Below are 15,883 nucleotides of genomic sequence, written 5' to 3'. Positions count from 1 at the left end.
CCGGTCCGGCGGAACGGACCATGATGAGGTGCTGGCGCTGTTCGACCGGCAGATGCGGCGGGATGCGCGCCCCGACGGCCCGCCGACCTGGCCGGCCGGCTCCTGGCCGCCGGGTTCGCCGCCGGACCCGCCGAGACCCGTCCCGCTGACCACGACCACGCCGTACGTGCGGCCCTGACCCCGCCGGTACCCTGGGCACACCCCGTCGTGACAAGGAGAGCGTTGCCCGAGAGGACCCCGCGCGAGCTCGGCCTGCTGGCCGACTGCGAGAGCTGTTTCGGCCTGTGCTGCGTGGCCCTGCCGTTCGCCGCCTCCGCCGACTTCGCCGTCGCCAAAGACGCCGGCCGCCCCTGCGTCAACCTGCGCGACGACTTCCGCTGCGGCATCCACGCCGAGCTGCGGCAGCGCGGCTTCCCCGGCTGCACCGTCTTCGACTGCTTCGGCGCCGGGCAGAAGGTCTCCCAGGTCACCTTCGAGGGCCGCGACTGGCGCGCCGCGCCCGAGACGTCCGGGCAGATGTTCGCCGTGTTCCCGGTCATGCGGCAGCTGCACGAGCTGCTGTGGTACCTCGCCGAGGCGCTGACCCTCGACGCCGCCGCGGAGATCGCCCCCGAGCTGCGGGCGGCGTACGAGGCGACCGAGCGCCTGACCCGCGAGAGCCCCGGCGTCCTGGCACGGCTCGACGTGGCCGCCTGCCGGGCGGAGGTCAACACGCTGCTGCTGCGTACGAGCGAGCTGGTCAGGGCCGGTCGGCGGGGCAGGGAGCACCGCGGCGCCGACCTGATCGGCGCCAACCTCAAGGGCGCCGACCTGCGCGCGGCCAACCTGCGCGGCGCCTACCTCATCGGCGCGAACCTGCGCGGGGCCGACCTGCGCCTGGCCGACCTGATCGGCGCCGACCTGCGGGGCGCCGACCTGTCCGGGGCCGACCTCACCGGCTGCGTCTTCCTCACCCAGGCCCAGGTCAACGCCGCCAAGGGCACCCCCGCCACGAAACTGCCCGCCGCCCTGACCCGTCCCGCCCACTGGACGGCCGGCGCCGCCGAGCCGGAGCCGCGCGCCCGGCGCGGCAGGGCCGGATCCCGCGGCAGGCAGGGCCGCCGCGGCTGACCTGAAAGGGACATGTAGTATCCCCTTTCATGCGCATGGGTGAAGGCGTCGAGTGGGGGCTCCACTGCTGCCTGGTGCTGGCGTGGCTGGAGGACGAGGCCCCGCTGCCCACCGGGCGGCTGGCGGCGTTGTTCGAGCTGCCGCCCGTCTACCTCAAGAAGCGGCTCCAGGCGCTGGTCCGCGCGGGCATCCTGGCCTCGGTGCCGGGCGCGCAGGGCGGGTTCAGGCTGGCCAGGCCGCCCGCCCGGATCACGCTCATGGACGTCGTCGCCGCCGTCGAGGGCCCGGACGAGGCGTTCCGGTGCACCGAGATCCGGCAGCGCGGCGCGGGGGCCGAGGCGCCCGCCCGCGAGTTCGCGCACCCGTGCGGGGTCGCGGCGGCCATGCGCCGGGCCGAGCTCGCCTGGCGGCGCGAGCTGGCCGCCCAGACGGTCGCCGACCTCATGGACGCGGCTCCGGCGAACGCCCCCGACCGCGCGCGCCGCCACTACGAACGCCTTCGCGGCTGAACTCGACCCCGCCCGCCGGGCGCACACCTGGAAGGAGAATCGGGATGTTGAATGTCCCGAACAAGACGGAGTCCCGGGGTCTCGCCCCGACGCTGGTGCTGGCGCTGGGGACGTTCGCCGTGGGGACGGACGCGTTCGTGGTGGCCGGGTTCCTGCCGGACCTGGCCGCGTCGCTGGAGGTCACCGAGGCGGCGGCCGGGCAGTCGGTGACGGTGTTCGCCGTCGCGTACGCGGTGTTGTCACCCGTTCTGGCCACCGTCGCCGCGCGGGTCCCGCGGCGGGCCCTGCTGGTGACGGCGCTGGTCGTGCTCGGGCTGGCCAACCTGGGGTCGGCGCTGGCGCCGTCGTTCCCCGTGCTGGTGGTCAGCCGGGTGCTGGCGGCGGCCGGGGCGGCGGCGTACACGCCGGGCGCGGGCGCGGTGGCGGCCGTCCTGGTGCGGCCCGAGCTGCGGGCGCGGGCGCTGGCCGTGGTGGTGGGCGGGCTGACGGTCGCGACGGCGCTCGGCGTGCCGCTCGGCGACCTGGCCGGCGAACGGCTCGGCTGGCGGTACGCGCTGGGGGCGGTGGCCGTGGCCTGCCTGGCGGTCGCCGCCGGGGTGTACGCGATCATGCCGGTGCTGCCGGGCGCGCCGCGGGTGCCGCTGCGCACCAGGCTGGACGTGCTGAGGCGGCCGGCGGTGACGGCCATCCTGCCGCTCACCGTGCTCGGGATGGCCGGCAGCTACACGGTGTACGCCTACAGCGTGCCCGCCCTGCGCGCCGTCGGCGTGGCGGGGACGGCGGGCATGTTGTTCCTGTACGGGCTCGGCGCCGTCCTCGGCAACCTGGCCGCCGGGTACGCCACCGACCGGTGGGGCGCGCATCGGGTGCTGCCGGTCGCGTACCTGGTCATGGCCGTCAGCCTGGGGCTGCTCGCCTGGATGGCGGCCGGCCAAGTGGATGGCCCAGTGGATGGCCCGGCGGATGGCCCGGCGGATGGCCCGGCGGATGGCCCGGCGGATGGCCCGGCGGATGGCCCGGCGGCCCTGGTCGGCGTGCTGGTCCTGGCGTGGAGCGCGAGCAGCTGGTGCCAGACGCCGCCGCAGCAGCACCGGCTCATCGCCGCCGCGCCCGGAGAGGCGCCGCTGGTGGTCTCGCTCAACTCCTCGGCGATCTACGCGGGGATCGGCGCGGGCACGCTGCTCGGCGGGCTCACGCTGCCGTCGGGCGCGGCCCTCACGTACGCGACCGGCGCGGCGCTGGCGGCCGTCGCCCTGCTGTTCGCCCTGGCCACCAGATCGGCGGGCGGCGCCCCGGAGTGACCGGCACGACCCGCGGCCGGAGGGACGGCCCGCGTCGGTGGCGCGGGTCGCGTGGGGCGGGTCGCGTCAGGGGGTGTTGTCGCCGAGGGATTCGAGCAGGTCGCGCAGGGTGGCGGCCAGCTCGTCGCGCCGCCGGCCGGTGAGCGCCGACAACAACCGCTGCTCGGTCGCCAGGTGGTCGGGCAGCGCGCGGTCGATCAGCGCGAGCCCCTCGGCGGTGAGCGTCACGTGCACGCCGCGCCCGTCGGAGTCGCTGGGCGTGCGCCGCACCAGCCCCCGCGACTCCAGCCGGTCGAGCCGCTGGGTGACCGCCCCGGAGGTGACCATGGAGGCGCGCATCAGGGCGGCGGGGGTCAGGCGGTGGGGCGGCTCGCTGCGCCGCAACGTGGCCAGCACGTCGAACGAGGCCCGGTCGAGCCCGTGCCCGGCGAACGTACGGCCCAGCTCGGCCTCGATCAGCCGGGACAGCCGCGACAGCCGCCCGATCACCGCCATGGGAGAGACGTCCAGGTCAGGGCGCTGCGCGTGCCACTGCCTGAGGATGTAGTCGACCTGGTCAGCCACCCTCGCAGCCTACAAGTGTCTTAGCGGTGAGGAAAATCACCTGGCCGGAACGTCGGCGTTCGGTTAATTTGTCTTAGTGCTAAGTAATCGAACGGGAACCGTTCTGCTGACCGCCCTCACCCCCGCCATCTGGGGGACCACCTATCTGATCACGACCGAACTGCTGCCGCCCGGCCGCCCCTTGCTGGCCGCGTTGATCCGCGCGCTGCCGGCCGGGCTGATCCTGATCGCGATCACCCGCCGGCTGCCCCAGGGGAACTGGTGGTGGCGAGCCCTGGTGCTCGGTGCGCTCAACATCGGGTTGTTCTTCGCGTTGTTGTTCGTGGGCGCGTACCGGCTGCCCGGAGGGGTGGCCGCCACCGTCGGGGCCATCCAGCCGCTGCTGGTCGCGTTGTTGTCGGCGGGGTTGCTGGGGGAGCGGCTGACCTGGCGCGTCGCGCTCGCCGCGGCGGCGGGCGTGGCCGGGGTGAGCCTGCTGGTGCTGCGCGCCGACGCCCGGCTCGACCTGCTGGGCGTGGCCGCCGCCCTGGGCGGCGCGGTGGTGATGGCGGTCGGGGTCGTGCTCAGCAAGCGCTGGAAGTCGCCCGCGCCGCTGCTGGCCACCACCGGATGGCAGCTCACGGCCGGCGGCCTGCTGCTCGCTCCGGTGACGTTCCTGGTCGAGGGGCCGCCGCCCGCCCACCTGACCGGCGAGAACCTCGCCGGGTACGCCTACCTCGCGATCATCGGCTCGGCCCTGGCCTACACCCTGTGGTTCCGGGGCATCCGCGAGCTGTCGGCCACCAAGGTCACCTTCCTCGGGCTGCTCAGCCCCGTGGTCGCCACCGCGCTCGGCTGGCTGGTGCTCGGCCAGCGACTCACGCTCGCGCAGGTGGCCGGCGCCGTCATCGTGCTCGCCGCCCTCCTCGTGGCGCAGCTCCAGCCGGTACGGCACCGCGCCGCGCCGGAGCCGCTGGAGGCCCCCGTGCCCGCGGGCGGGAAACGATGATCGCGTCCGCCGCTAGGATCGGGCCGAGGAGGCCGGTATGAGCGTGCAGGCGTACCCCGTGACCGGGCCGGTGGCCGAGCACGGCGAGGGGCCCGTGTGGTCCGCCCGCTGGGGCGGGCTGCGGTGGGTGGACATGCTGGCCGGCGACGTGCTCGCCCTCGACGACTCCGGCGGCGTGCGGCGGCGGCACGTCGGCGCGGTCGCCGCGGCCCTGCGCCCGCGCGTGTCCGGCGGTTACGTGGTCGCCGGCGAACGCGAGCTGCTGCTGGCCGGCTCCGACGACCTCGACGCGCCGCTGCGCCCGCTCGGCCAGGCGTGGAGCGACCCCGGCGTGCGCATGAACGACGGCGGCTGCGACCCCGAGGGCCGCTTCTACATCGGCAGCATGCCCTACGACGAGACCCCCGGCGCCGGCTCCCTCTACGTGGCCGGGCCGGACGGCGCGCTCAGCCCGGTGATCACCGGCGTGACCGTCTCCAACGGCCTCGACTTCAGCCCCGACGGCAGCCTGGCCTACTACGCCGACACCGCCACCGGCCGGGTGGACGTCCTCGACCACGACCCGGCGGGCGGGCTCACCGGACGCAGGCCGTTCGTGACGATCGACCCCGGTCAGGGCGCGCCCGACGGCCTGACGGTAGACGCCGAGGGCGGGGTGTGGGTGGCGCTCTGGCAGGGGTTCGCCGTGCACCGGTACACCCCCGGCGGACGGCTCGACGCCGTGGTCGGGCTGCCGGTCGGCAAGGTCACCGCGGTCACGTTCGGCGGCCCCGGCCTCGACCGGCTGTTCGTCACCACGTCGAGGCTCGGGGTGGACGCCCGGGAGCAGCCGGAGGCGGGGGCCCTGTTCGCGGCCGACCCCGGCGTGCGCGGACGAGCGGTGCTGCCCACCACCCTGTGACCGGAGCGCGGGATGGTCAGCCGGGATGGTCGCCGGTGGCGCCGTCGATCAGCTCGCGCAGGATGTCCATGTGGCCCGCGTGGCGCACGGTGTCCTCGATCATGTGGATGAGCACCCAGCGCAGGGTCACCCGGCGGCCCGCCCACGAGGTGCCGGGCTCGTCGAGGGGGAGGTCGGAGATCACCTTGTCGGCGGCGGCGCGGGCCCGGCCGTAGAAGGCGACGATCTGCTCGGTGGTCTCCCGCTCGCCGATCGCGAAGTCGTCCTCGGGGGCGAACCACAGCGGCTCGCTCTCGCGGCCGAACGTCGAGCAGAACCAGCCGTACTCGACGGCGGCCAGGTGTTTGACGATGCCGAGCAGCGACGTGCCGGACGGTGTCATCGGCCGCCTGACCTGCTCCTCGCCCAGGCCCTGGAGCTTCCACACGATGACGTCGCGGTGCCGGTCGAGGCTGGCGTGCAGGCTCTCCTTCTCACCGCCGGACGGCGGCACTCCTGTTCCCATGCCCGCGACCGTAACAGCCGGGACCGACACGTTGCCGTCGCCCGCCGGGGCCGCGATACTCCCTGCATGATCGGTCATATCGGCATCAACGTCCCCGACATGCGGGCGGCCAAGGAGTACTACGACGCCCTCCTGCCGTACCTCGGCTTCAAGGAGTTCTTCAGCAGCGAGGAGGAGATCGGCTACATGCCGGCGGACGACAAGCCGGGCACGTACCTGTTCCTCTACCCCTCGCAGGAGCCCGGGGACTACTCGCGGCACCGCACCGGGCTGCAACATCTGGCGTTCGCGCTGCGCAGCCGGTCCGCGGTGGCCGAGGCGCACGCGCGGGCGGTGGAGCTCGGCTCGGAGGTGCTGCACGAGCCCAGGGAGTTCCCCGAGTACCCGCCGCCCTACCACGCCGCGTTCTGGCTCGACCCGCACGGCGTCATGCTGGAGGCCGTCTGCCACTACGACCGCGACTGACCGCGACCGGCCTCGCCGATCCCGGTCCCGCGCCCGGGGGCAAGACGCCCCGAGCCGGGGAAGGCTCCTTGTCGGTGCCGCCGAAACGACGTGCGGGCGCGGACCGGTGTGCGATCTTCAGGTGCGAGGGGGCGAGGGCTAGCCTGGAGCATGACGTCCCGCACGGGCCCGGCGGCAGGCCGGGCGTGGACGACGCGCGGCCCGATGTCATGATGTCCCCGACGCTCGACCGGGAGGAAACGATCGTGGGGCCTTTCGCGGGCGGTGGGCTGCCCCCGGACGACGTCGTCATAGCGGCGCTGCGGGCCGGGGACGAGTCGATGTTCGCCGCGCTCCTCGACACCTGGTCGCGGGGGATGTTGCGGGCGGCCAGGTCCTACGTGTCCACCGACGACTCGGCCGAGGAGGTCGTGCAGGACACGTGGCTGGCGGTCATCGGCGCCATCGACGCGTTCGAGGGGCGTTCCTCGGTCAAGACGTGGGTCTACCGCATCCTGGTCAACACCGCCAAGAAGCGCGGCCTGCGCGAGAGCCGCACGCTGCCGTGGAGCGCGTTCGAGCCACCCGCCGAGCCGGCCCAGAAGGAGCACGGCCCGACGCCGGAGGGCGCGGTGCTCGCCTCGGAGGCGCGCGGTCTCATCGGCGCGGCGCTGGCCGGGCTGCCGCCCCGGCAGCGGATCGTCATCACCCTGCGTGACCTGGAGGGATGCACGTCCGAGGAGGTTTGCGAGATCCTGGAGATCTCGGCCGCCAACCAACGGGTGCTCCTGCACCGGGCAAGAGCCACGGTCCGCGACCGGCTCGAAGGCTACTACCAGTCCGTGAAGCGGTCAGAATAGGTTAAACGGTTCAACGTTCAGAGGTGAGGCGGTCAACGTCGTGAAGCGGTTCACGTGCGACGAACTGGTGGAACTCATCACCGCCTACCTTGACGGCGCTCTTGACCGGCCCGAACGTGAGGGGTTCGAGGCGCACGCGGCGGCCTGCGCCGACTGCGCGCGGCAGCTCGACCGGTTCCGCGAGACCGTCCGGGCCCTGCGCGAGCTCCCGCCGGAGCGCGAGTTGTCCGACGGCACGCGCGACCGCCTGATGTCCGCCTTCAGGGCCCGCCGCCATCGCGGATGACGGCCCAAGGGCCGCAAAAAGGGCAAATCTCGGCAGATCCCCAGATTTCCGTGTAACGCTGGCGGGTCTCGCGGCTCTGTAAGCACATGCGCCACGCGATGACCGGCCCGGCGGCCGGTGGGTCCGGCGCCTCGGGAGCGGCCGGCGAGCCGCTCCGGGGCGTGCCGGAGGTGGAGGAGTTCGCACGCCGGTGCTTCGCCCCCGCCCCGGGCGACCGGGTGGGGGCCGAGCTGGAGTTCCTGGTCTTCGACCGGGCGGACCCGGCCCGGCAGGTGCCGATGGACCGGGTCGAGCGGGTCGTCCCTGCGCTGGCCGGCGGGAGCCGGGTGACGTACGAGCCGGGCGGCCAGATCGAGCTGTCGGGCCCGGCCGGGCCGCCCGCCGAGGCCATCGGACGGCTGGCCGCCGACGTGGCCGCGGTACGCGCGGCGCTCGGGCGGGCCGGGCTGGTGCTGGGCGGCGTGGGGCTCGACCCGCTGCGCCCGGCCCGGCGGCAGCTCCGCCAGCCGCGCTACGACGCCATGGCCGAGTTCCTGGGCCGCCCGTACGGGCCGCTGATGATGTGCTCGACCGCGTCCGTCCAGGTGAACGTGGACCTGGGGGAGCGGCCGGCGGTCCGGTGGGAGCGCGCCAGGCTGCTCGGCCCCGTCCTGATCGCGGCCTTCAGCAACTCGCCGCTGAGCCGCGGACGCCCCTGCGGCTGGATGTCGGGCCGCCAGGCCGTCTGGGAGAACCTGGACCCGACCCGCACCGCGCCCGTCCCCGGCTCCGGCGACCCGGCGGCGGCCTGGGCGGCGTACCTGCTCGACGCCCGGCTCATGCTCGTCCGCGAGGACGAGCGCCGCTACCGCACGGTCGGCGACGGCTCGACCTTCCGCGACTGGCTCGACGGCGCGGGCGAGCGCCCGCCCACCCCCGACGACCTCGCCTACCACGCCACCACGCTGTTCCCACCGGTCCGGCCGCGCGGCTGGCTGGAGATCCGCTACCTCGACGCCCAGCACCCCGACGACTGGCCGGTGTGCGTCGCCGTCACCCACGCGCTGATCACCGACGACCGCGCCGCCGACGCCGCCCTGTCGGCCGCCGAGCCCGTCGCGGGCCTGGCGGAGGTGGCCGCCAGATGCGGCCTGACCGACCCGCGGCTCGCCCGCGCCGCCGAGGCGGCCTTCCGCGCCGCCGTCGAGGCGCTGCCCCGGCTCGGCGCGCCCGCCGATCTGGTCGACGGCGTGTCCGGCTTCGCCGCCCGGTACGTGAGCGCGGGCCGCTCCCCGGCGGCCGACCTGATGGACCTGATGACGGACCCGGTGCGGCGCCTGCCGGCCTGGCTGAGCGGAGAAGGACGGGCATGAACGACATCAAGGAACGCATCGCCGCCGAGCTGACCGCGGTGCGCGACCGTTCGCTGACCTACACCGAGGCCGAGGACGACCTCCTGCTGCGCCAGCACTCCCCGCTGATGTCGCCGCTGGTGTGGGACCTCGCGCACGTCGGCAACTACGAGGAGCTGTGGGTGCTGCGCGAGGCCGCCGGCATCACGCCGCTGCGCCCCGAGATCGACGACATCTACGACGCGTTCAAGCACCCCCGCAAGGACCGTCCCACCCTGCCGATCCTCGGCCCGGCCGAGGCCAGGAAGTACATCGGCGGCGTACGCGGCCGGGTGCTCGACGTGCTGGACGCGATCGACCTGGAGGCCGCCGCGCCGCTGCACCGCGACGGGTTCGTGTTCGGCCTGGTCATCCAGCACGAGCACCAGCACGACGAGACGATGCTGGCCACCTGGCAGCTGTCCCGGCAGCCCGGCCTGGTCCGCGACGGCGACCTGCCGCCGGGCCGCGCCACCGGCCCCGACGAGGTGTACGTGCCCGCCGGCCCCTTCCAGATGGGCACCGGCACCCTGCCCTGGGCCTACGACAACGAGCGCCCCGCCCACCGGGTCGACCTGCCCGCCTACTGGATCGACCGGCTGCCCGTCGGCAACGCCGCCTACGCCGCGTTCGTCGAGTCCGGCGGCTACGAGGACCCGCGCTGGTGGCACCCGGACGGCTGGCGCTGGCGGCAGGAGAGCGGGGCCACTGCGCCGCTGTTCTGGACCCGCGAGGGCGGCACCTGGTGGCGTACCCGATTCGGCCGCGCCGAGCCCGTCCCGATGGACGAGCCGGTCCAGCACGTGAGCTGGTACGAGGCCGACGCCTACGCCCGCTGGGCGGGCCGGCGGCTGCCCACCGAGGCCGAGTGGGAGAAGGCGTGCGGCTGGGACCCGGAGGCCGGGCGGGCCCGCAAGTACCCGTGGGGCGACGAGGACCCCCGTCCCGACCTCGCCAACCTCGGTCACCGGGCGGCCCGGCCGGCCCCGCTGGGCGCCTACCCCGCCGGGGCGAGCGCGTACGGGGCCGAGCAGATGGTCGGCGACGTGTGGGAGTGGACCGGGTCGTGGTTCCAGCCCTATCCCGGGTTCCGCAGCTTCCCCTACAAGGAGTACAGCGAGGTCTTCTTCGGGCAGGAGTACCGGGTGCTGCGCGGCGGCTCGTGGGCGGCCGACCCGGCGGCGGTGCGGACGACGTTCCGCAACTGGGACTACCCGGTCCGGCGGCAGATCTTCACCGGCTTCCGCTGCGCCCGCGACGCCGAGCGGGCCTAGATGTGCCGGCACGCCGCCTGGCTGGGCGCCCCGCGCCCGCTGACCTCGCTGATCCACGAGCCGGCGCACGGCCTGCTCGCCCAGTCGTACGCGCCCCGGCGGCAGCGCCACGGCACGGTCAACGCCGACGGCTACGGCATGGCCTGGTACGACCCCGCCAGGCCGGAGCCGGTGCGCTACCGCCGCGCCATCCCCATCTGGGCCGACGCCAACCTGCCCGCGCTCGCCGAGATCGCCCGCTCCGGCTGCCTGATCGCGGCCGTGCGGTGCGCCACGACCGGCATGCCGGTGGAGGAGAGCGCCACCGCGCCGTTCGCGGGGGGCGGCTGGCTGCTCAGCCACAACGGCCGGGTCGAGCGCGACGCGGTCATGGACCTGGCCGACGACCTGCCCGAGAGCCCCTGCGACTCGGCCTGGCTGGCCGCCGCCGTGTTCGCCCGCGGCAGCGCGGGTCTCGGCCTGGCCGCGGCGCTGGCCGACGTCGTCGTGCGCGCCGGGGAGAAGGACCCCGCCGCCCGCCTCAACCTGCTCGCCTGCGACGGCACGGCGCTCGCCGCGACCGTCTGGGGCGACACCCTGTTCTTCCGCGCCGACCAGGACGGCGTGTACGTGGCCAGCGAGCCGCTCGACGACCGGCCCGGCTGGCAGGCGGCGCCCGACCGCAGCCTGCTCACCGCCACGCCGGACGACGTACGCGTCCAGCCGTTGTGACCTTCCGAAGGAGGATCTCGTGCCCGTCACCCAGCCGACCGTCCATGTGATCAACCATCTTGACCCCGGCTACCTGCGCCAGGCGCTCGAACACGACGTCAGGACCGGGCTGACGGCCACGCCCAAGTGGCTGCCGCCCAAGTGGTTCTACGACGAGGCGGGCAGCGACCTGTTCTCGCGCATCACCCGGTTGCCCGAGTACTACCCGACCCGCCGCGAACTGACGATCCTGCGCGCGCGGGCGGCCGGGATCGCCGCCGCCTCCGGCGCGGACACGCTGGTCGAGCTGGGCTCGGGCACGAGCGAGAAGACCGTGCTGCTGCTGGACGCGCTCACCGCCGCGGGCACGCTGCGCGCGTACACGCCGGTGGACGTGGACGCCGTCACCCTGGAGGCGGCGGCGCGCCGGCTGGGCGGGCGCTTCCCCGGGCTGGAGGTGCGGGCGGTGTGCGCCGACTTCGAGCGGCACCTGCGGCTGCTGCCGCGCTCGGGCAGGCGCATGGTGGCCTTCCTCGGCGGCACGATCGGCAACCTCGAACCGGCCGCCCGCGAGGTGTTCCTGAAGGAGGTCCGCGCCACCCTGCGGCCCGGCGACACGTTCCTGCTCGGCGCCGACCTGGTGAAGGACACCGGGCGGCTGGTCGCGGCCTACGACGACGCCGCCGGGGTGACGGCCGCGTTCAACCGGAACGTCCTGCGCGTGGTCAACCGGGAGCTGGCGGCCGGGTTCGAGCCGGAGGCGTTCGAGCACGTCGCCCTGTACGACCAGCGCAACGAGTGGATCGAGATGCGGCTGCGGGCCACCCGGGACATGCGGGTGCGGGTCGGCGCGCTCGGCCTGACCGTCGACTTCGCCGCGGGCGAGGAGATGCGGACGGAGATCAGCGCCAAGTTCCGGCTGGAGCCGCTGGGGGAGGAGCTGGCCGCGGCCGGGTTCACCGTCCTGCGGTCGTGGACCGACCCCGACGGCGACTTCGGGCTGCTGCTGGCCGGGATGTGATCGCCGGACGCTGGCGGGCCGCCCGCTCGGCCGCGCCGCCCGGCCACCTGGACGCGGCCGGCTGCAACGTGCCCAGCGACCGGGCGCTGGCCGCGACGGTCGAGCACCTGCGGCGCGAGCGCGAGCTCGGCGGGTACGCCGCCGTGCCGGGACTGACCGCGCCCAGGGCCGCGCTGGCCGTCCTGACCGGCGCGGCCGCGGCCGACGTCGCCTTCCTGGAGAGCGGCACGGCCGCGATGGCGGCGCTGCTCGGCGGCTGGCGCCTGCCGCCGGGCGCCCGGGTCGGCTTCACCCGGTCGGAGTACGGCAGCACGCTCATGCTGCTGCGCCGCCTGGCCGCCGAGCGCGGCTGGACCCTCGCCGAGCTGCCCGCCGACGACGACGCCCGCCTCGACCTCGACGCCCTGTCCGCCGCCCTGCGCCGCGGCCTGGACCTGGTCACCCTGCCGCACCTGCCCTCCCACCGGGGCACCGCGCAGCCGGTCGGCGAGATCGGCCGCCTGTGCCGGGAGGCCGGCGTGCCCCTGGTCCTGGACGTGTGCCAGTCGCTCGGCCACCTCGACGTCACCGGCGCGCGGGCCACCGCCTACGTCGGCACCTCCCGCAAGTGGCTGGCCGGGCCGCGCGGGGTCGGTTTCCTGATCGTGCCCGGCCTCACCGAAAACATGGACGCGGCGGCCCCCGCGCTCGGCGGCCACGTCTGGCTGGAGGACCCGCCGCGCACCGGGCCGCTGCCCGGCGCCGCGCGCTACGAGAGCGCCGAGTCGGCGGTCGCGGCGCGGATCGGCCTCGGCGTCGCCGTCCTGGAGCACCACGAGCTGGGGCCGGACGCCGTCCGCGCCCACCTCGCCGAGCTGGGCGCGGCGGCCCGGCGCACGCTCGACGGCAGGGGCGGCTGGCGGGTGGTGGAGCCGTACGACGAGCCGACGGCCATCGTCACCCTGCGCCCGCCCGGCGGCGCGGACCCCACCAGGACGGCCGCGGCGGCGGCCGGGGCGGGCCTGCTGGTGGGCGTCGCGCCGGTCGCCCGCGCCCCGCTCGACCTGCGGGAGCCGGTGCTGCGCGTCTCGCCGCCCCCGGGCACCCGGCAGGAGACCCTGGACGCCCTGGCCCGCGTCCTCGACGGGCACTAGAGCAGGCGGGCCTCAGACCAGGCAGGGGTCAGAGCAGGGCCTCAGAGCAGGGCCTCAGAGCAGGCGGTCGAAGCCCACCACCAGGTGCGCGGGCCCGCGCAGCGACGCGCTGTGCCGGTACGGCGGCGGGCCGGCGGCCAGTTCCGGCCCGACCAGCCTGCTCACCAGCGCGCCCAGCGCGACCCGCGCCTCGATCCGGGCCAGCGGCGCCCCCACGCAGTAGTGGACGCCCCCGCCGAACCCCAGATGCTGGTTGTCCCGCCGCGCCGGGTCGAAGCGGTCGGCGCCGGGGAAGCGGGCCGGGTCCCGGCTGCCCGAGGCCAGCAGCAGCGCCACGTCCGCGCCCTGGGGGACGGTGACCCCGGCGATCTCGATGTCGGCCAGCGTGGTGCGGGTGCGGAACTGCACCGGCGGGTCGTAGCGCAGCACCTCCTCGACGGCCGGCACGATCAGCCCCGGGTCGGCGCGCAGCCGCGCCAGCGCCTCCGGGTTGCGCAGGAACGTCAGCATGCCGTTGGCGATCAGGTTGACGGTGGTCTCGTGACCCGCGATGAGCAGCAGGGCCATCGTCGCGATGATCTCCGGGGCGTCCATGCGCTCGGCCTCGCCGTCGGTGAGCAGCGCCGACAGCAGGTCGTCCGACGGGCGGGCGCGCCGCTCGCCGGCCAGCTCCACCAGGTACGCGCGCAGCTCCGGCGCGGCCGCCTCGGCCTGCCGCACCTCCTCCGCCGACAGCCCCTCGGGCGGGTCCAGCGTGCGGGCCAGCGCCGAGGCCCAGCCGTGGAAGCGCGGCTCGTCCTCCTTGGGCACGCCGAGCAGGTCGCAGATCACCGTGACCGGCAGCGGGTAGGCCAGGTCGTCCACCACGTCCATGGAGTCCTGGCCGGCGCGCCGGTCGAGCAGCTCGGCCACCAGCGGCACCACGTGCTCCCCGAGCCGGTTGACGCGCTCAGGGGTGAAGTGCCGCATGACGATCCGCCGCAGCCGGTCGTGGTCGGGCGGGTCGAGGAAGATGAACGCCGGTTTCCGTGACTCCTGGCCGTCCTGGGCGTTCTGTCCGGCCATCAGCCTGCCGGAGGCGCCGAACGAGCCGGAGCCGCTCCTGCTCTTGCGCTCGTCGGAGCTGATCCGCGGGTCGTGCAGCAGCGAGACGATCTCGGCGTACGTGCTCACCGCGTACAGGTCGTCCCCCTGGCGGGAGACGGGCGTCTCGCGCAGCCGGGCGTACAGCGGGTAGGGGTCAGGGCGGCTCGCCTCGTCCAGGACCTGCGCGAACAGGCTCTGCGTCACCTGGTGGGCCATGGTCGTCCTCCGGCTCTCATTCCAGCGGCGGCGCGGTCAACGGCGAGCGGGGGTCGCGCTCGCGCGGCACCTCGCGCGCGGTCGGGCCCTGCCCGGTCACCGCGGCCGTCGGGCTGTGCGTGGACTGGCCGTCCACGGCCAGGCCCGCGGGCACCGGGAGCAGCGTGCGCGGCCCGTCGGCGGCCCGCAGGTCGGGCGGGAAGGGCGCGGCCGCCTCGATGAGGCCGGCGTAGGCGGGCAGCGAGCGCGGGGCGTCCACCGCGACCGCCGCCACGCACCGGCCCTGGCGGCCGAAACAGGCCACGAAGCGGCGCTCGGCCACCGAGCCCTGCGTGACCACCACCTCGTCGGCGATCGTCGGCAGTCCGACGGACTTGATGCTGACGCCGAACTGGTAGGACCAGAACGCCGGCAGCCCCCGGTGCGGGCGCGGCCGGTCGGCGACCATGTTGTGCGCGGCGGTGGCCGCCTGGCGCACCGCGTTGTCCCAGTGCTCCACGGCCAGCAGCAGCCCGTCGTAGTGCGGGTGCGGCCAGCGCGCCACGTCGCCGGCCACGAACACGTCGGAGGTGACGATCGCGTCGGCGTCGAAGGCCCGGCAGGCGGCGTCGCACACCACCCCGCGCGCGTCGGCCGCCAGGCCCGACCCGGCCAGCCATTCGGTGTTGCGGACGGCCCCGAGCGCCACCACCGCGACCTCGACGGGCAGGACGTCGCCGTCGGACAGGTGCGCCGCGCGCAGCCGGCCCTCCGCGTCGGCCTCCAGCGCCATCACCGTGGTGTTCACCCGCAGGTCCACGCCGTGCTCGCGATGCAGCCGGGCGGCCACGCTGCCGGCCGCCGCGCCCAGGGCGCCGGCCAGCGGGGCGGGGCCGCGTTCCGCGACCGTCACGGCCAGGCCCATCTCGCGGCACACGGAGGCGATCTCCGAGCCGGTGAAGCCGCCGCCGATGACCAGCACCCGGCTCGGCCCGGCGGCGAGTGCGGCCCGCAGGCTCGCCGCGTCGTCGCGTCCGCGCAGGGTGAACACGCCGGTCAGGGCGGCCTCGGCGGGCTCGGGCCAGGGGCGCGCCCGGGTGCCGGTGGCGATCAGCACCCGGTCGAAGCCGATCTCGCGCCCGCCGGCCAGGCGTACCTGCCGGGTGTGCAGGTCCAGGCCGGTGGCGGGCTCGCCGAGCAGCCGGCGCGCCCGCAGGTCCCGCGCCGTGACGAGCGCGGTGTCCGCGGGCGCGGCCCGTCCGGCCAGCACCTGCTTGGACAGCGGCGGCCGGTCGTAGGGCTCGTACGGCTCGTCGCCGATCAGGGTCAGCTCCCCGGTGAAGCCCTCGGCCCGCAGCGTCTCGGCGGCCCGCAGGCCGGCCAGCGAGGCGCCCACGATCACCGCGCTACGCATGGTCGTCCGGCGAGCAGGTGATCGCCTGCACCGGGCAGGCCGCGGCGGCCTCGCGCACCTGCTCGCGCAGCGCGTCGGCCGGGGCGTAGTCGTACTCGAGGGACTCGGCGCCGTGGAACCGGAAGACCGCCGGCGCCGCGAACACGCACTGGCCGTAGCTCAGGCAGCGGTTCAGATCGACGAGCACTCTCATGTCCGCCACGTTACGAACGGCTGCTCCAGCCACGGTCCA

General features: G+C 75.4%; 19 protein-coding genes. 14 read left to right on the top strand and 5 right to left on the bottom strand.

Annotation, left to right across the window (positions count from 1 at the left end; all coding sequences use genetic code 11):
* The first annotated feature begins 28 nt into the window (after positions 1-28).
* The 4 genes from ABZ444_RS24850 to ABZ444_RS24835 are packed head-to-tail and all read left to right on the top strand — an operon-like array spanning position 29 to position 2,920.
* A complete protein-coding gene (locus tag ABZ444_RS24850) occupies positions 29-178 on the top strand; it encodes a hypothetical protein (protein ID WP_358001187.1) in 150 nt (49 codons plus the stop codon).
* A 44-nt stretch (positions 179-222) separates the two neighbouring features.
* A complete protein-coding gene (locus ABZ444_RS24845; protein WP_358001184.1) occupies positions 223-1,110 on the top strand; it encodes a pentapeptide repeat-containing protein in 888 nt (295 codons plus the stop codon).
* Positions 1,111-1,139: 29 nt separating this feature from the next.
* The gene (locus ABZ444_RS24840; protein WP_358001181.1) at positions 1,140-1,619 is read left to right on the top strand and encodes an Rrf2 family transcriptional regulator; all 480 of its coding nucleotides are present in this window, start codon (positions 1,140-1,142) and stop codon (positions 1,617-1,619) included.
* A 44-nt stretch (positions 1,620-1,663) separates the two neighbouring features.
* Positions 1,664-2,920 (top strand): MFS transporter, encoded by a 1,257-nt coding sequence (locus ABZ444_RS24835; RefSeq protein ID WP_358001178.1) that lies wholly within the window; start codon positions 1,664-1,666, stop codon positions 2,918-2,920.
* Positions 2,921-2,986: 66 nt separating this feature from the next.
* Here the strand turns inward: ABZ444_RS24835 and ABZ444_RS24830 are convergent, their stop codons facing one another.
* Complete coding sequence (locus ABZ444_RS24830) at positions 2,987-3,484, bottom strand: MarR family transcriptional regulator (protein ID WP_358001175.1); 498 nt, start codon at positions 3,482-3,484, stop codon at positions 2,987-2,989.
* Positions 3,485-3,560: 76 nt separating this feature from the next.
* On the opposite strand from ABZ444_RS24830, the gene ABZ444_RS24825 reads away from it, so the two are divergent.
* Positions 3,561-4,472, top strand: a complete 912-nt coding sequence (locus tag ABZ444_RS24825) for an EamA family transporter (RefSeq protein WP_357981480.1) — start codon at positions 3,561-3,563, stop codon at positions 4,470-4,472.
* Positions 4,473-4,509: 37 nt separating this feature from the next.
* Positions 4,510-5,373 (top strand): SMP-30/gluconolactonase/LRE family protein, encoded by an 864-nt coding sequence (locus ABZ444_RS24820; protein ID WP_358001172.1) that lies wholly within the window; start codon positions 4,510-4,512, stop codon positions 5,371-5,373.
* 16 nt (positions 5,374-5,389) lie between these two features.
* Here ABZ444_RS24820 and ABZ444_RS24815 read toward each other — a convergent pair whose 3' ends face one another.
* Positions 5,390-5,878, bottom strand: a complete 489-nt coding sequence (locus ABZ444_RS24815) for a DinB family protein (protein ID WP_358001169.1) — start codon at positions 5,876-5,878, stop codon at positions 5,390-5,392.
* A 66-nt stretch (positions 5,879-5,944) separates the two neighbouring features.
* Between ABZ444_RS24815 and ABZ444_RS24810 the strand changes: the two genes are divergently transcribed.
* From ABZ444_RS24810 to egtE, 8 genes are all read left to right on the top strand, one after another.
* Complete coding sequence (locus ABZ444_RS24810) at positions 5,945-6,343, top strand: VOC family protein (protein ID WP_358001166.1); 399 nt, start codon at positions 5,945-5,947, stop codon at positions 6,341-6,343.
* A gap of 245 nt (positions 6,344-6,588) precedes the next feature.
* On the top strand, positions 6,589-7,182 hold the full coding sequence (locus ABZ444_RS24805; RefSeq protein ID WP_358001163.1) for a sigma-70 family RNA polymerase sigma factor: 594 nt from the start codon (positions 6,589-6,591) through the stop codon (positions 7,180-7,182).
* A 40-nt stretch (positions 7,183-7,222) separates the two neighbouring features.
* A complete protein-coding gene (locus ABZ444_RS24800) occupies positions 7,223-7,468 on the top strand; it encodes a zf-HC2 domain-containing protein (protein WP_358001161.1) in 246 nt (81 codons plus the stop codon).
* Positions 7,469-7,554: 86 nt separating this feature from the next.
* Complete coding sequence (egtA, locus tag ABZ444_RS24795; RefSeq protein WP_357981464.1) at positions 7,555-8,820, top strand: ergothioneine biosynthesis glutamate--cysteine ligase EgtA; 1,266 nt, start codon at positions 7,555-7,557, stop codon at positions 8,818-8,820.
* Positions 8,817-10,112, top strand: coding sequence for an ergothioneine biosynthesis protein EgtB (egtB, locus tag ABZ444_RS24790; protein ID WP_358001158.1), 1,296 nt, complete (start codon positions 8,817-8,819; stop codon positions 10,110-10,112). Before egtA ends, egtB begins: the two co-directional genes overlap by 4 nt.
* Entirely contained in the window at positions 10,113-10,823 is a 711-nt protein-coding gene (gene egtC / locus ABZ444_RS24785; protein ID WP_358001155.1) for an ergothioneine biosynthesis protein EgtC, read from the top strand.
* A gap of 19 nt (positions 10,824-10,842) precedes the next feature.
* Positions 10,843-11,823 (top strand): L-histidine N(alpha)-methyltransferase, encoded by a 981-nt coding sequence (gene egtD, locus ABZ444_RS24780; protein WP_358001152.1) that lies wholly within the window; start codon positions 10,843-10,845, stop codon positions 11,821-11,823.
* Positions 11,820-12,956 (top strand): ergothioneine biosynthesis PLP-dependent enzyme EgtE, encoded by a 1,137-nt coding sequence (gene egtE / locus ABZ444_RS24775; protein ID WP_358001149.1) that lies wholly within the window; start codon positions 11,820-11,822, stop codon positions 12,954-12,956. Before egtD ends, egtE begins: the two co-directional genes overlap by 4 nt.
* 54 nt (positions 12,957-13,010) lie before the next feature.
* On the opposite strand, the gene ABZ444_RS24770 is transcribed toward egtE, so the two are convergent.
* The 3 genes from ABZ444_RS24770 to ABZ444_RS24760 are packed head-to-tail and all read right to left on the bottom strand — an operon-like array spanning position 13,011 to position 15,844.
* Positions 13,011-14,258 (bottom strand): cytochrome P450, encoded by a 1,248-nt coding sequence (locus tag ABZ444_RS24770; protein ID WP_358001146.1) that lies wholly within the window; start codon positions 14,256-14,258, stop codon positions 13,011-13,013.
* Positions 14,259-14,274: 16 nt separating this feature from the next.
* Positions 14,275-15,651: an FAD-dependent oxidoreductase gene (locus tag ABZ444_RS24765; RefSeq protein ID WP_358001143.1), complete on the bottom strand. Its 1,377-nt coding sequence runs from the start codon at positions 15,649-15,651 to the stop codon at positions 14,275-14,277.
* A complete protein-coding gene (locus tag ABZ444_RS24760; protein ID WP_352355003.1) occupies positions 15,644-15,844 on the bottom strand; it encodes a ferredoxin in 201 nt (66 codons plus the stop codon). Before ABZ444_RS24760 ends, ABZ444_RS24765 begins: the two co-directional genes overlap by 8 nt.
* Between the last annotated feature and the right edge of the window lie 39 nt (positions 15,845-15,883).

The organism is Nonomuraea sp. NPDC005730 (genome assembly GCF_040630865.1).
In the GTDB taxonomy this organism is placed as follows: Bacteria; Actinomycetota; Actinomycetes; order Streptosporangiales; family Streptosporangiaceae; genus Nonomuraea.
The sequence above is the reverse complement of the archived record's forward strand: the minus strand, read 5'-3'. Positions and strand labels throughout refer to the sequence as shown.